The organism is Streptomyces sp. NPDC046977 (assembly GCF_040644455.1).
In the GTDB taxonomy this organism is placed as follows: domain Bacteria; phylum Actinomycetota; class Actinomycetes; order Streptomycetales; family Streptomycetaceae; genus Actinacidiphila.
On sequence record NZ_JBEYWO010000069.1, the window covers coordinates 1 to 14,586 of the forward strand.

Annotated in this window: 13 protein-coding genes; 5 read left to right on the forward strand and 8 right to left on the reverse strand. The window is 73.8% G+C overall.

Going from position 1 to position 14,586, the window contains the following annotated elements:
- Positions 1-251: 251 nt before the first annotated feature.
- Positions 252-2,333, forward strand: a complete 2,082-nt coding sequence (locus ABZ883_RS42515) for an acyltransferase family protein (RefSeq protein ID WP_360917505.1) — start codon at positions 252-254, stop codon at positions 2,331-2,333.
- Between the two features lie 109 nt (positions 2,334-2,442).
- On the forward strand, positions 2,443-2,832 hold the full coding sequence (locus tag ABZ883_RS42520) for a nuclear transport factor 2 family protein (RefSeq protein ID WP_360917508.1): 390 nt from the start codon (positions 2,443-2,445) through the stop codon (positions 2,830-2,832).
- Here ABZ883_RS42520 and ABZ883_RS42525 read toward each other — a convergent pair.
- On the reverse strand, positions 2,798-3,652 hold the full coding sequence (locus ABZ883_RS42525) for a helix-turn-helix transcriptional regulator (RefSeq protein WP_360917511.1): 855 nt from the start codon (positions 3,650-3,652) through the stop codon (positions 2,798-2,800). The genes ABZ883_RS42520 and ABZ883_RS42525 overlap by 35 nt on opposite strands.
- A 53-nt stretch (positions 3,653-3,705) precedes the next feature.
- Between ABZ883_RS42525 and ABZ883_RS42530 the strand changes: the two genes are divergently transcribed.
- Positions 3,706-4,707: an aminoglycoside phosphotransferase family protein gene (locus tag ABZ883_RS42530; protein ID WP_360917514.1), complete on the forward strand. Its 1,002-nt coding sequence runs from the start codon at positions 3,706-3,708 to the stop codon at positions 4,705-4,707.
- Here the strand turns inward: ABZ883_RS42530 and ABZ883_RS42535 are convergent.
- The 4 genes from ABZ883_RS42535 to ABZ883_RS42550 all read right to left on the reverse strand — a co-directional run bounded on the left by ABZ883_RS42535 (position 4,688) and on the right by ABZ883_RS42550 (position 10,086).
- Positions 4,688-5,443, reverse strand: a complete 756-nt coding sequence (locus ABZ883_RS42535) for a class I SAM-dependent methyltransferase (protein WP_360917517.1) — start codon at positions 5,441-5,443, stop codon at positions 4,688-4,690. The two genes, ABZ883_RS42530 and ABZ883_RS42535, sit on opposite strands and share 20 nt — an antisense overlap.
- A 146-nt stretch (positions 5,444-5,589) precedes the next feature.
- Positions 5,590-6,417: an aldo/keto reductase gene (locus tag ABZ883_RS42540; RefSeq protein WP_360917520.1), complete on the reverse strand. Its 828-nt coding sequence runs from the start codon at positions 6,415-6,417 to the stop codon at positions 5,590-5,592.
- Positions 6,418-6,507: 90 nt separating this feature from the next.
- Positions 6,508-8,340, reverse strand: coding sequence for an AMP-binding protein (locus tag ABZ883_RS42545; RefSeq protein ID WP_360917523.1), 1,833 nt, complete (start codon positions 8,338-8,340; stop codon positions 6,508-6,510).
- Positions 8,341-8,553: 213 nt separating this feature from the next.
- On the reverse strand, positions 8,554-10,086 hold the full coding sequence (locus ABZ883_RS42550; RefSeq protein ID WP_360917527.1) for an MFS transporter: 1,533 nt from the start codon (positions 10,084-10,086) through the stop codon (positions 8,554-8,556).
- 147 nt (positions 10,087-10,233) lie between these two features.
- Here ABZ883_RS42550 and ABZ883_RS42555 point away from each other — a divergent pair, with 147 nt between their 5' ends.
- Entirely contained in the window at positions 10,234-11,199 is a 966-nt protein-coding gene (locus ABZ883_RS42555; RefSeq protein ID WP_360917543.1) for an AsnC family transcriptional regulator, read from the forward strand.
- Here the strand turns inward: ABZ883_RS42555 and ABZ883_RS42560 are convergent.
- The gene (locus ABZ883_RS42560; RefSeq protein WP_360917531.1) at positions 11,177-12,055 is read right to left on the reverse strand and encodes a LysR substrate-binding domain-containing protein; all 879 of its coding nucleotides are present in this window, start codon (positions 12,053-12,055) and stop codon (positions 11,177-11,179) included. The genes ABZ883_RS42555 and ABZ883_RS42560 overlap by 23 nt on opposite strands.
- Before the next feature lie 123 nt (positions 12,056-12,178).
- Here ABZ883_RS42560 and ABZ883_RS42565 point away from each other — a divergent pair, with 123 nt between their 5' ends.
- Positions 12,179-13,255 (forward strand): bile acid:sodium symporter family protein, encoded by a 1,077-nt coding sequence (locus tag ABZ883_RS42565; RefSeq protein ID WP_360917534.1) that lies wholly within the window; start codon positions 12,179-12,181, stop codon positions 13,253-13,255.
- On the opposite strand, the gene ABZ883_RS42570 is transcribed toward ABZ883_RS42565, so the two are convergent.
- Entirely contained in the window at positions 13,252-13,623 is a 372-nt protein-coding gene (locus ABZ883_RS42570) for a DoxX family protein (RefSeq protein WP_360917537.1), read from the reverse strand. The genes ABZ883_RS42565 and ABZ883_RS42570 overlap by 4 nt on opposite strands.
- Before the next feature lie 3 nt (positions 13,624-13,626).
- A complete protein-coding gene (locus ABZ883_RS42575) occupies positions 13,627-14,469 on the reverse strand; it encodes an MBL fold metallo-hydrolase (RefSeq protein WP_360917540.1) in 843 nt (280 codons plus the stop codon).
- Positions 14,470-14,586 lie beyond the last annotated feature (117 nt).

A 14,586-nucleotide genomic window follows, 5' to 3' on the forward strand; every position in this document is an offset into this window, starting at 1 on the left:
GTGACCTGTTCCAGGTGGTGCCGCAGTTGACCGAGGAGGTCACTGCCCGTAAGGGCTGATCTTCGTTTCCCCGCGGGTGGCTCCCTCACGGCCCCTGCGACCGGGCCCCGTGGCGCCACCCGGCACCACGGGGCTCCGCACGTATGACCGGGGTCACAAGAACGCGCGCGCGGTTCCGGACAGTACAGGGAGTGATATCGAGATCCCTTGCCGGCCGCACGCCGACCTCGCCACGCGCAGCCGGGCCGCTCGTGCCCGCGCCCCGCACCGCCGTCCCCGCGCCGCGCCCCGCCCGGGCGGGCAAGGGCCACGCGTGGCGTCCGGACATCCAGGGACTGCGCGCCGTCGCGGTCACGATGGTGGTGCTGGCGCACGCGGACGTGCCGCACCTGGCGGGCGGCTACGCCGGCGTGGACGTGTTCTTCGTGATCTCCGGCTTCCTCATCACCACGCTCCTCCTGCGGGAAGTACTGGCCACCGGCACCGTCTCCCTGCGCGCCTTCTACGCCCGGCGGGCGCTGCGCCTGCTGCCCGCGTCCACGATCGTCGTCCTCGCCACGGTCGCCGGCGCGTGGCTGTTCCTGTCGAAGATCCGCTTCGCCGAGTACGCCGGTGACGCGCTGGGCAGTTCGCTGTACGCCGTGAACTTCCGGCTGGCCGTCCACGGCACGGACTACTTCGCCCAGAGCGCCCCGCCCTCGCCCTTCCAGCACTTCTGGTCGCTCGCCGTGGAGGAGCAGTTCTACCTCCTGTGGCCACTGCTCCTGCCGGCCGCCGCGCGCCTCACCCGGCGCCGGCGCGGGCTGGCCCTGCCACTGGCCGTGCTCTGCCTGGTGTCGTTCGGGCTGAGCGTGTGGACGACACAGGGGTCGCCCTCCTGGGCGTACTTCGGCTTCCACACCCGGGCCTGGGAGCTCGGCGCGGGCGCCCTGACCGCCCTGGCCGCGGTCCGGCTGCGCAGGCTGCCCGCGCGCTGGGCGGCGCCGATGACGTGGGCGGGGCTGGGCGCTGTCCTGCTGTCCGCGGTGGTATTCGACACGAACACCCCCTTTCCCGGCTACCACGCCCTGTTGCCGGTGCTCGGGGCCGTACTCGTCCTGGCGGGCGGCTGCGCGCCGGCACCGAAGTGGGGTGCCCGCGCGCTGCTCGCCCGGCGGCCGATGACCTGGCTGGGCGGACTCTCGTACGGCTGGTACCTGTGGCACTGGCCGCTGCTGGTGATCGTCCCGGTGGCGCTGGGAGTGCCCGCGGACCCGCTCCTCGGAGTCGGCCTGGGCGCCCTCGCCCTGCTGCCCGCATGGCTGACGCTCCACCTGGTCGAGAACCGGGTGCGCTTCCACCCCGCGCTGCTCCGGCGCCCCGGCCGCGGGCTCGTGCTCGGCGCCGCGCTGACGACGGGCGCCGTGGCGACGGTCCTGGTCGCCTCGGCCTTCCCGCCCGCCGTCGGCTCGTCCGCGTCCGCGCCCGCCCTGAAGCCCGCGCTCACCGCTGCCCCCGACCCGGGCGAGCGGCTCGCCGAGCTGCTGGACGGCGCGGCGACGAGCCTGCCCGGCAACCTGAGCCCGGCGCTGGCGGACATCACGTCCGTGCGGTCGGCGGTCTACCAGGACGGCTGCCACGTCAACTACGGCAGTACCGCGGTGCCCCGGTGCGTGTACGGCGACACGTCCGCGGACCGCACCGTGGTCCTCTTCGGCGACTCCCACGCGGCGCAGTGGTTCCCCGCGCTGGACCGGCTCGCCAAGGCCCGCCACTGGAAGCTGGTCTCGCTGACCAAGGCCTCCTGCAAGGTGGCCGCGGTGACCACCGTCAACGGGGCCGGCCCGTACCGCGCCTGCGACCAGTGGCGGGCCAAGGCCCTCGACCGTATCCACGCGCTGCACCCGGCGCTGGTCGTCGCCTCCTCCTCCGACGCCGGTACCCCGAGCCGGCCGGCGGACGACCCGCTGCGGCAGTGGACCGCCGGTTTCGAGGCCACGTACCGCGCGCTCGCGCGGGACGGCACCCGTGTCGTCGCCCTCCTCGACACCCCGTGGCCCCGGGCCGACGCGGTCGACTGCGCGGCCGCTCACCCCTTCCACCTCGACGTCTGCACCAACCACCTGCCCGGCGCGGTCCACGACCCCGTCCGCGGGGCCGCGAACCGGGCGGCCGCCCGGACGACCGGCGCGACCGTCCTCGACCCCACCCGCTGGTTCTGCACGGACGCGGGCGCCTGCCCGGTCGTCGTGGGCGACGTCTTCGTCTACCGCGACGAGAGCCACATGGCCGACGCCTACGCCGAGGCCCTCGCCCCCGTACTCGGCGACCACCTGCCGCTACCTCCGAGGTAATCGACGCCTCCGCGCCGCCCCGGCAGGGTGGACGTACCGGCGGACGGGGCGGCGCACTCCACCCCGTCCGCTCGGCCCACCACCACGAGCGGGAGGAAGAGGAAACGGCATGGAGCAGAACCGGTACGAGACCGCGGTGGCCCGGTACTTCGAGGCGTGGAACGCCGGAAGCCCCGGGAACGCGGAAGCACGGGCCAAGGCCGTGGCCGCCGCGTGGACGGAGGACGGCCGCTACACCGACCCGCTGGCCGACGCCACCGGGCACGAGGCCATCGGCGCGCTGATCGACGGCGTGGCGGAGCAGTTCCCCGGCCTGGTGTTCACCCTCACCGGGAGCGTCGACGGCTACCACGACATCGCGCGGTTCTCCTGGGAACTGGGGCCGCAGGGCGCACCCGCGGGAACGGCACCGGTGGCCGGGTCGGACGTGATCACGCTGGCCGGGGACGGCCGGATCCGCTCGGTCAGTGGCTTCCTGGACCGGATTCCGCAGGGCTGACGGGTGGCGTTGCCGCCCTGAGGGCGGCGGCGGTCTCCGGGTCGGCGGGCAGGAACGTCTCGATCGCCAGCTCGGAGACCGTGATGTCCATGGGGGTGTTGAAGGTGGCGGCCGTCGACAGGAACGACAGCTCCCGGCCCTGATGGGCGACCCGCAGCGGCAGCGCGAAGGGGGCGTGCGGGCCGTCCGGCACGGGCGGATCCGGGTGCGCGCCGTCCACCGGATAGGCCGCCAGCTCCTCGTGCAGCCGGCGCAGCGGCGCGTAGCCGCTCATGGTGATCTGGCGCTCGACGCGCTCCAGCAGATGGCCGCGCCACGCGCGGAAGTTGAGGATGCGCGGGGCGAGGCCCTGCGGGTGCAGGGTGATCCGCAGGGCGTTCATCGGGGGCCGCAGCAGGTGCCCGGCGACGCCGTCGAGGAGCAGGGCGACCCCGCGATTGGCGGCCACGACGTCGTACATCCCGTCCAGGACCAGCGCCGGGTACGGGTCGTACGCGGCCAGCAGCCGGTCGAGGCTGTCCCGCAGTGGGCCCATGGCGGGGTCGCGCAGCGGCGTCTCGGGGAAGGAGGGAGCGTAACCGGCCGCCACCAGCAGGGCGTTGCGCTCCCGCACCGGTACGTCCAGGTGCTCCGCCAGCCGCAGCACCATGGCCTGGCTGGGACGCGAGCGGCCGGTCTCGATGAAGCTGATGTGCCGGGCCGAACTGTCGGCCCGCAGCGCGAGTTCCAGCTGGCTGATCCGGCGCCGTTCGCGCCAGCCGCGCAGCAGGGCGCCCACCCCCGCGACGGACGGGCCGGGGCCGGCCGTGGTCGTCGTCATGCGCCGACCGTAACGCAGGTGCGCGGCGCGGGTGGCCGTGCTGTGATGCGTTGATGGAGCGGGAACCGCGGATCGACATCGGGGAGCACGAGGGACCGACGCCCTGGGCGGACCGGGCGTGGCGGGACGACGCCCTCGCCTGGGCGGAGCAGGCCATCACCGGCCGCGGTCTGCGACCGCGGGCCCGGGAGCAGTGGCTGGCCCGGCTGCGTCCCTGGTCGGTGGTCGTGCGCATCCCCACCACCTCGGGGGAGACGGTGTGGTTCAAGGCGAACCCCCCGGGCTCCGCCTTCGAGCCCGCGCTGACCAGAGCCCTGCACGGGTGGGTGCCGGGCCGGGTGCTGGCTCCGCTGGCGGTGGACACCGGGCGCGCCTGGGCGCTGCTGCCGGACGGCGGGCCCCTGCTGGCCGGCACCGCGGACCGGCCGGGAGGCAGCCCCTACTACTGGGAGGCCCCGCTGCGTGCGTACGCTGCCCTGCAGCGGGCCACCGCGCACCGCGCGGAGGAGATGGCCGCGCTGGGGGTGCCCGACCTGCGGCCCGCGCGGCTGCCGGAGCTGCTGGACGAGCTGATCCACCGCACCGACGCGCCCGCCGACGTCCGTGCCGTCCGCCCGCGGTTCGCGGACTGGTGCGCGGAACTCGACGGGTCCGGCATCGGCGCGGCACTCGACCACGCCGATCTCCACGACGACCAGGTCTTCCACCGCGGCGACGCCTATGTCTTCTTCGACTGGGGCGACGCGGCCCTCGCCCACCCCTTCACCAGCCTGCTCGTGACCGCCCGGATGGCGCACCGGCGGCACGGCGAGGACGGCCCGGAGGTGGTGGCCCGGCTGCGCGACCGCTACCTGGACTCCTGGGGCGGCGAGGGCCACGACCTGCCCGCGCTGCGCCGGCTGGCGAGCCTGGCCTGCCGGGTCGGCGCGGTCGGCCGCGCCCACACCTGGGGCCGGGTCTTCCCCGCCACGGGCTCCGGCACCGCCGCCGGCACGGTGCCGGTCGAGCGGATGACGCTGTGGCTGAAGGAACTCCTCAACGAGCCGCCGCTGTAGCGGAATCCGGGCCCTTGGCGAGGGCGACCAGCCGGTAGACCGGATCGGGCCGCGGCCTGTCCTGGTCCGGCAGTGCCGCCAGCCGCCCGGCCAGCGAGGCGACGTCCCCCTCGCCCAGCACGAGCGCGGAGGCGAAGTGGCCCGCGGCGATCCGTGCGGCGAGCTCGCGCGGGGCCCGGCCCTGTCCGTGGCCGGTGAAGCGGGCCTCCCCGGCGGGACGCAGGCCGTGCGCCGCGGCGTGCCGCAGGACCGGCCCTTCGGCGTCGTACGGCTCGCGCCGCCGGAAGGGTCCGAGCAGCGCGTCGATGTCGCTGCCCACGTCGTGCCCGGCGTCCTTGTCGACGGTGGTGACCAGCACCCCGCCGGGCCGCAGGACCCGTGCGCACTCCGCGACCACGTCCGTCGCGAACGGCAGCAGGTGCAGCACCCACACCGTGGACACGGCGTCCAGCGACCCCGTCGCGAACGGCAGCCGGCGGACGTCGGCGACCATCACCCCCGGCCCTGTGCGGGCCCTGGCGATCCGTGCCATGGCGGTCGCGCCGTCCACCCCCAGCACCCGCAGCCCGGGACGTGCGTACCGTTGCGTGACCAGGCCCGTCCCGCACCCCGCGTCGAGCAGCGTGCGCGCCTCCCGTGGCACCAGCCCCAGCACGGCCTCGGCGGCGGCCCGCGCCCGTGGTACCCCGCCCCGGGTGGCGTCGTACCGGGCCGCCTCCCTCTCGTAGTCCAGCATGACCGCAGGCTAGACCGGCAGCTCAACCCCCCTCACAGCGCGGGGGGTTATCGAAGGCAGGGCTCGTGGGCGACTGCCGGAAACGGCAGAGGCGGCGGACCGGTCGCCGGTCCGCCGCCCTCGTGCCGTGCGAGGCGAGGCCAACGTCAGTTGAACGCCATCGGGTCGGGGCCCAGGCGGCCGCCGTTGTCGAGGGCGTCGATGGCCGCGAGGTCCCCGGCGTCCAGTTCGAAGCCGAAGACGTCGATGTTCTCCTTGATCCGCGCGGGGGTCACGGACTTGGGGATGACCACGTTGCCGAGCTGGAGGTGCCAGCGCAGCACGATCTGGGCCGGGCTCTTGCCGTGCTTGGCGGCCAGCGCGGCGAGCGCCGGCTCGTCGAGCAGGCCGCGGCCCTGGCCGAGCGGCGACCAGGCTTCGGTGGCGATGCCGTGGGCCGCGCCGAAGGCGCGCAGTTCGGCCTGCGGGAGGTTCGGGTGCAGCTCGATCTGGTTGACGGCCGGCACGACGGTGCCCTCGTCGAGCAGGTGCTGCAGCTGCGCGACGGGGAAGTTCGAGACGCCGATCGCCCGGGCCCGGCCATCGGCGTGGATCTTCTCCAGGGCGCGCCAGGTCTCCAGGTACAGGCCGCGCGCGGGGCTCGGCCAGTGGATCAGGTAGAGGTCGACGTAGTCGAGGCCGAGCTTGTCCAGGGAGGCGTCGAAGGCGCGCAGCGCGTTGTCGTGGCCCAGATCGGTCTTCCACACCTTGGTGGTGACGAACAGGTCCTCACGGGCGATGCCGGAGGCGGCGACGGCGCGGCCGGTGCCCCGCTCGTTGCGGTACAGCGCGGCGGTGTCGATGCTGCGGTAGCCGGCCTCCAGGGCCGCGGCGACCGCGACGGCCGCCTCGTCGTCCGGCACCTGCCAGACGCCGAAGCCGAGCTGGGGCATCGTGATGCCGTTGTTGAGGGTGATGTCGGGGACCGTGCTCACAGGCGGCTGATCCTTAGGTTCGCGTGTGGAATACATGTAACGCATAGGCCAACGATCACGTCCCGGCGCGCATTCCCGGCCCGTTCCCGGTCAGTGCCGGTACAGGGCGTCGATCTCCCTCGTGTACGCCTTCTCTATCGCCTTCCGCTTCAGCTTCAGCGACGGCGTGAGCAGCCCCTCCTCCTCGGAGAACTGGCCGGCCAGGATGCGGAAGGTACGGATCGACTCCGCCTGCGAGACGAGGGTGTTCGCGGCGACCACGGCCCGGCGGATCTCGGTCTCCAGGTCGGCGTCGTGGATCAGCCGGGCGATCGGCAGCTGCGGCTTGCCCCGCATCGTCAGCCAGTGCCCGACGCCCTCGGGGTCGAGGGTGAGGAGCGCGGCGATGAACGGCCGGTCGTTGCCGACCACGACGCACTGCGACACCAGCGGATGGGACCGCACCCGGTCCTCCAGCACCACCGGGGAGACGGACTTGCCGCCGCTGGTGACCAGGATCTCCTTCTTCCGCCCGGTGATGGTCAGATAGCCGTCCTCGTCCAGCGCGCCGAGGTCGCCGGTGGCCAGCCAGCCGTCGTGCAGGACCTCGGCCGTGGCCTTGGGGTTGTTGAGGTACTCGGTGAAGACCTGGCCGCCGTGCACCCACACCTCGCCGTCGTCGGCGATGTGCACGGAGGTGCCGGGGATGGGCAGCCCGACCGTGCCGAAACGTGTCTGCTCCGGGGGGTTGGCCACGGCGGCGGCCGTCGTCTCGGTCAGTCCGTACCCCTCGAAGATCCGCACGCCGGCGCCGTCGAAGAACAGCCCGAGCCGCCGGTCCATCGCCGACCCGCCGGAGAAGGCGTGCCGGACCTTGCCGCCGAGGGCCGCGCGCACCTTGCCGTAGACCAGCTTCTCGTACAGCTGGTGCTGCATCCGCAGTCCGGCACTGGGCCCGGGGCCGGTGCCGAAGGCGCGCGCCTCGGTGGCCTCCGCGTGCCGTACGGCGATCTCGACGGCCTTCTCGAACGGCCCCAGTTTCCCGTTCGCCTCGGCCTTGCGGCGCGCGCCCTGGAAGACCTTCTCGAAGACGTACGGGACCGCGAGCACGAAGGTCGGCTTGAAGGAGGCCATCGCCGGCAGCAGTTCGGCGGCGGCCAGGTTCGGCTGGTGGCCCAGCCGCACCCGGGCGCGCACCGCCGCGACCTCCACCATGCGGCCGAAGACGTGGGCGAGCGGGAGGAAGAGCAGCGTCGAGGCCTCGTCGCCGGGCCGGGAGTGGAAGACCGGCTCGTACTTGGCGATGACGTTGTCGGCCTCGGCCATGAAGTTGGCGTGGGTGATCACGCAGCCCTTGGGCCGGCCGGTGGTGCCCGAGGTGTAGATGACGGTGGCCGGGCCGTCCGGGGTGACGGCCATGCGGTGCCGGTGGACCAGGTCGTCGTCGATGTCGGCGCCGTCCCGGGCCAACTCGGTGAGCGCGTCGGAGTCCAGCTGCCACAGCCGGGCCAGCCGGGGGAGTTCGTCGACGACCGCGCCGATGGTCATCGCGTGGTCCTCGTGCTCCACGACGCAGGCCACCGCGCCCGAGTCCTGCAGCATCCAGCGCACCTGCTCGGAGGAGGACGTCGGGTAGATCGGCACCGGCTGGGCGCCGATCGTCCACAGCGCGTAGTCCAGCACGGTCCACTCGTAGCGGGTGCGGGACATCAGGCCGACCCGGTCGCCGAAGCGGATGCCGTGCGCCAGCAGGCCCTTGGCCACCGCGAGGACCTCGTCCCGGAAGCGGGCGGCGGTGACGTCCTCCCACTCGGCGCCCTCGGGACCGGTCCGGCGGCCGAGCACGACACGGTCCGGCTCCTCCGCGGCGGCGGCGAACACGGAGTCCGCCAGACCGCCGACCTGGGGTGCCGTCACCAGTGGGGGAATGGTGAACTCGCGCAACGTCGCTCCTCGGCCGCTCGGGCGGTTGCAGAAGCTACCCGATGGCGCGGCGGGGCGGGAGGGGTGCGAAAACCGTGTGTGAGGGTCTGCGGAGAGACCCTCACACCCCGGTGACGAGCGGATTCCCTGTTACCGCAAGGAACATGGGGCCGGGAGGGAACGTCCGGACGGATCGGGCGCCGTCCGGATCTGCACCAAATCCCCGCGCGGGGATCACCCTCGCTCTACAGCGCCCACCGGCTCCGGAACGGCCCGTTCCGGAGCCGCCGCCTGCGGCTTCGACCGTACGAGGACAAGCACGACCGCGCCCGCGACCAGCCCCGCGATGCCCGCCGTCACGGCGGCCGCGTCGAGCCCCGCGGCGAAGGCGGCGTGCAGCGCGTGGTCGGCCGCCGGGCGCTGCGCCTCGGGCACCCGGGCCAGCAGTTCCCGGGCCCCGCCGCCCGCGAGCACCCGTGCGGTGGCGTGCGGGTCGGGGACGCCGGAGTCGCGCAGCGAGTCCTCCATCCGCCCGGTGAGCAGCGTGCCGAAGACGGCGACCGCCAGGGCGTAGCCGAGCTGGCGGAAGGTGTTGACCGCGCCGCCCGCCATGCCCGCTCGCCGCGGTGGCACGGAGGCCAGCGCCGCGCCCGCGATCGCCGGGTTGACCAGGCCCACGCCGAGGCCGGCCACCACCAGGCCCACGGTCAGCGAGGCCCATCCGGAGCCCGCGTCCAGCACCGCCTGCGCCAGCGCACCGGCGCCGATCAGCACCAGTCCGCCGCCGATCACCAGCCGGTACGGCGCCCCGTGCAGGAGCCTGCCACCCACCGCCGAGGCCACGAACGCCGCCAGCGCCAGCGGTATCAGGACCAGTCCGCCGCGCACCGGGCTCAGCCCCAGCAGGGTCTGCAGCCACAGCGAGGTGTACGCCAGGACGCCGAACGCCGTGCCGGCGAGGGCGAACGCGCCGACCATGACGGCGGTGAACGAGCGGTCCCGGAAGAGCGCGAGGTCCAGCATCGGGTGCGCGGACCGCCGTTCCACGAGCACGAAGACCACCAGGGCCGCCGCGGCGCAGGCGAACGTCGTCGCCGTGCGCGCCGAGGCCCAGCCGGCCTCGTCCGCGCGGATCACCGCGAAGGTCGTGAGGCCCGCGAAGGCGGTGAAGGACGCCGTGCCCGGCCAGTCGATCCGCGCGCCGCCGTGGCCGCCCTTCGACTCGCCCACTACGCGCAGCGTGAGCGCGATGGTGACGACGCTCACCGGCAGGTTGACAAAGAAGATCCACCGCCAGTCCAGTCCCTGCGTCAGCAGGCCGCCCAGCACCGGGCCGAGCGCCGCCGCCGCGCCGCTGACCGCGCCCCACACACCGAGCGCCACCGAGCGGTCGCGTCCCTGGTAGGCCGCGCCGATCAGCGAGATCGTGGTGGCGAACATCGCCGTCGCGCCCACTCCCTGCACGGCCCGCATCGCCACCAGCCAGCCCGCGCCGGGTGCCAGGCCGCAGGCGAGCGACGCGGCGGCGAACAGCCCCGTCCCCACCACGTACATCCGGCGGCGCCCGATGACGTCCGCCGCCGAACCGGCGCCGAGCAGCAGGGCGGCCAGCGCCAGCGCGTATATGTCGATCATCCATTGGAGGTCGGACAGCGAGGCGTTCAGCGCGCCCGCGATGTCCGGGAGCGCGACGATCACGATCGTCACGTCGATCAGCAGCATGAAGGTGCCGAGACAGACCGCCACCAGCGGTCCCCACTTGCGCATGGATTTTCCCTCTTCCTTGACGTCCCCCGTGGTCCCTCGACGGGGACTCTCTTCCGTACCATCGCCAAGGACGGCCAGGTTCCTCCAGCCACAAGCCGTGATGCGCCGGATTCCGACACGAGGAGAGAAAAGGTGGGGGATTCCCACATGCTCGACGAGCTCGACCTGCGCCTGGTGCACGCCCTGCAACTGGACGGACGGGCCCCCTTCAGTCGCCTCGCGGACGTGCTGGGCGTCTCCGACCAGACCGTGGCGCGCCGCTACCGTCGCCTGCACGCCGACTTCGGGATGCGCGTGCTGGCCCTGCCGGAGCAGGAACTGCTCGGCAGGACCCGCTGGGCGCTGCGGCTGCGCAGCACGCCGGAGGCGGCCGATTCGCTCGCCAAGGCGCTGGCCCGGCGGGCGGACACGGCGTGGATCTCGCTGATGGCGGGCGGCACGGAGGTCATGTGCGTCACCCGCTCGCGCAGCCACGACGAGCACGACGCGCTGCTGCTGGGCCGGCTGCCGCGTACCCCGAGCATCGTGGAGATCGGCGCCCACAGCATCCTGCACACCTTCTACGGCGGGGCGCTGGGGTGGTTCGCCAAACGGGAGGCGCTCACCGCCCAGGAGGCCGACGCCCTGCGGCGGCCCCCGCCCGACCTGCCGGAGCCCGGCACCGTCGTCCTCGACGCCGCCGACGAAGCCCTGTTCGCGGCCTTGGCGCGTGACGGGCGCGCCACCTACCCCGAACTGCACCGGGCCACCGGGCTGTCGGAGACCGCCGTCAAGCGCCGGCTGGAGCAGCTGCGCGGCTCCGGCGTGCTCTACACCGACGTGCAGCTGGACACGGCGTGGATCGGCCACGACATCCGGGCGGTGTTCTGGATCACCGCGGCCCCGGCGGAGCTCCACTCCGTCGGCACGGCGCTGGCCGCCCACCGGCAGACCGCTTTCGTCGCGGCGACCACCGGCTCGTCCAACATCGTCGCCGTCGTCATCTGCCGGGACACCGCGGAGATGTACCGCTATCTGAGCGAGCAGGTCGGCGCGCTGGAGGGCGTCCGACATGTGGAGACCGTGCCCTACCTGCGCCTGGTGAAGCAGATCACGACGGAAGGGATCCACTGAGGGACCCGCTGAGGGATCCGTCGAGGATCGCCGCCGCCAGCGCGTCCGCCGCCTCCCTGGCCGCGGGCCGCCGCGATCCGTGCAGCAGGACGAAGTCCACCCCGCCGAGGTCCGGCAGCCCCGCGCGGGACGGCACCCGCACCAGACCGGGCGGGAGCAGTCCCTCGGCGTGCGCCATCACCCCGAGCCCCGCGCGGGCCGCGGCGACCAGCCCGCTCAGCGAGCCGCTGGTGCATGCGATCCGCCACGACCGGGCGTGCCGTTCCATGACCTCCAGCGCCCGGGCCCGGGTGATCGCCGGGGCGGGGTAGAGGATCAGCGGGACCGGCCGCCGCGCGTCGAGCCGGAACCGTTCGGCGGCCACCCACACCAGCCGGTCCCGCCACACCAGTTCGCCGTGCGTGTCGCCGGCCGCGCGCTTGCCGAGCACCAGGTCCAGCCGTCCCGCGGCCAGCCGCCGGTGCAAGGTGGCCGACAGCTCGACCGTCAGCTCCAGGTCGACCTCGGGATGCTCGCGCCGGAACGCCTCCAGGATCTCCGGCAGCCGGGTCAGCACGAAGTCCTCCGACGCGCCCAGCCGCAGCCGCCCGCGCAGCCGGGTGCCCGCGAACCAGCCCGCCGCCCGCTCGTTGGCCTCCAGGATCGTGCGCGCGAAGCCGAGCATGGCCTCGCCGTCCTCGGTCAGCTCCACGCTGTGCGTGTCGCGCGCGAAGAACTGCCGTCCCGCCTCCTCCTCCAGCTTCCGCACGTGCTGGCTCACGGTCGACTGGCGCAGGCCGAGCCGCCGGGCGGCCTGCGTGAAGCTCAGCGTCCCCGCGACCGTGACGAAGGTCCGCAGCTGCACCGGGTCGAACATGCTCCCAGCCTAGCGGTGGCCATCGTGAAACGTGATGACAGTCAGTGCGGTCAATGCCATTTACGATCGGCCGCGCCGCGGGCAAGCTGGACAGGTCACGTCCGTGCACCGATGAGGAAGTCCATGCACCGCCTGCGTTACCCGTCCTGGTTCCCCCTGGACCCCTACATCGCGGCGCTGCTCGGCACCGTCCTGCTCGCGGCCCTGCTGCCCGCCCGGGGTGCGGGCGCCCATGTGGCGGGAGGGGCCTCCACCGCGGCCGTGGCGCTGCTCTTCTTCCTGTACGGGGTGCGGCTGTCCACCCGCGAGGCGATGGACGGGCTGCGCCACTGGCGGCTCCACACCACCGTGCTGGCCTGCACGTTCGTCCTCTTCCCCGTCCTCGGTCTGGCGGCCCACGTCCTGGTGCCGTACCTGCTGACGCCGCAGCTGTGGACCGGGCTGCTCTTCCTGTGCCTGGTGCCCTCCACCATCCAGTCCTCGATCGCCTTCACCTCCCTCGCGCGCGGCAACGTCGCCGCCGCCATCTGCGCCGGCTCCTTCTCCAGCCTCGCCGGTCTCGTGCTCACCCCGCTGCTCGCGGCGGTGCTGCTGGGCGGCAGTGGGGCGGGCTTCTCGATGGACTCGTTCCTCGGGATCGTGGTCCAGCTGCTCGTGCCCTTCGCCGCGGGACAGGTACTGCGCCGCTGGATCGGCGGCTTCGTCCTGCGGCACAAGAAGGTGCTCGGCCTGGTCGACCGCGGGTCCATCCTGCTGGTCGTCTACGCCGCCTTCAGCGAGGGCGTGGTCGGCGGCATCTGGCACCTGGTGACGCCGCTGCGCCTGCTCGGGCTGCTGCTGTCGGAGGCCCTGCTGCTGGCCGCGATGCTCGCGCTGACCTCGTACGGGGCGCGGCGCCTCGGCTTCGGCCGGGCGGACCGGATCACCATCGTCTTCGCCGGGTCGAAGAAGAGCCTCGCCGCCGGCCTGCCCATGGCGACCGTGCTGTTCGGCGCGCAGGCCGGCCTCGCGGTGCTCCCGCTGATGCTCTTCCACCAGATGCAGCTCATGGTCTGCGCCGTCATCGCCAAGCGCTGGGGACGCCAGGCGGAGGCGGCCGCGCAGGCGGCGAACCCGGCGGACACGGCGGCAGGCACGGTGCCCGTACGCGGTGTCCTGGTGCGCAGTTCCGCGCCGGCGCGGGGGGACGAGACGCCCTAACGCGCGGCGTTCACCACCAGGACGGCCAGTGCCATCGAGAGGAAGAGCAGGTAGGCGCCGAGCGCCCGCCCCCGGTCGCCGGCCCGCAGCTGGCGGTACAGCGTCCACGCGAAGATCGCCGCCTCCAGCGCGGCCCCGGCCACGCCGAGCGGCGGCCGCCACAGGCCCGCGATCACAGCCGCGGCACCGAGCGCGTGCAGCGAGCCGAGCAGCACGGGTATCCGGGGATGCCGGCCCTGGAGCAGGCCGAGACGGGTCAGTTCGTCGAGGCGTTCCAGACCCGCGCGGGCCCGCGCGAGTTGGGCCACGGCCGAGGGGACGACCTCGAGCAGCAGCAGAACGGTCAGGGTCACGGCGGCGGCGTGCACGGCTCAGTCCTGCCGGCAGATCACGAAGCCGGGGTAGGGGTGGTTGCCCCGGCGCTCGCCGATCTCGTCGATCGCCCGCCGGATCTCGTGGAGTTGGCCGACCGTCATCTCCAGCGGCGGCTCGTCCGGCTGGTAGGTGGTGCGGATCGGGTAGTCCACACCGGGCTCGCGGCTCATCTCGATGTGGCAGCCCAGCACATGGCTGACCGGGCGGTCCGCGGCGAAGGCGATGAGCCGGTCGACGGTGCGGACGAAGGCTGCCCAGTCGGCGATGTACAGCCGGCCCGGGTAGACCGTGTCGCCGGTGAGCAGGAAGCCGGTGCGGGGGTCGTAGTAGGTGACCGAGGCCTCGTGGTGGCCGGGCGTCGCCAGGCACTCCAGCACCCGGCCGCCGAGGTCGACACGGGCCACCGCGTCCGGGTCCGCGTCGAAGCCGAAGAACGGCCACGCGCCCTCGCGCCCGGCCGGGACGACGACGGTGTCCGGGCGGCCGGTGAACTGCCCGTCGCCCGCGACGTGGTCGCCGTGCGCGTGCGTGTGCAGCACCAGCAGCCCGTACCCGTCCCGCGGATGGCGCTCCCGCCAGGCGTCGACCAGCTCGTCCACGACCCGGCGCAGCGGGAAGAACGCGGCGGACTCGGTGGCCCCGGTGTCGATCAGCACCGCCCGCTCCTCGCCGAAGAGCAGGAAGAGGAAGGGCGCTTCGTAGTGGACCGCCTTGTTCTGCCGCAGCACGACGGTGTCCTCGGAGTACGCGAACACCTGGATGTCGGGGTCGGTGTTGTGCTTCGCGGACGGGGACCCGTGGATCCATCGCACGTCCAGGGGCTGTGTCGCGGGGGTCATCCTGCTCCTCGTTCCTCGGCGGCGTCGCGGTCCCGCCGCGCCGCCGGGTGGTGACCGGCGGGGGCGGCGGCCCGGCGAGCGGCAGCGTACGCGCCCCGTCCGCGGCGGTCGCGATCC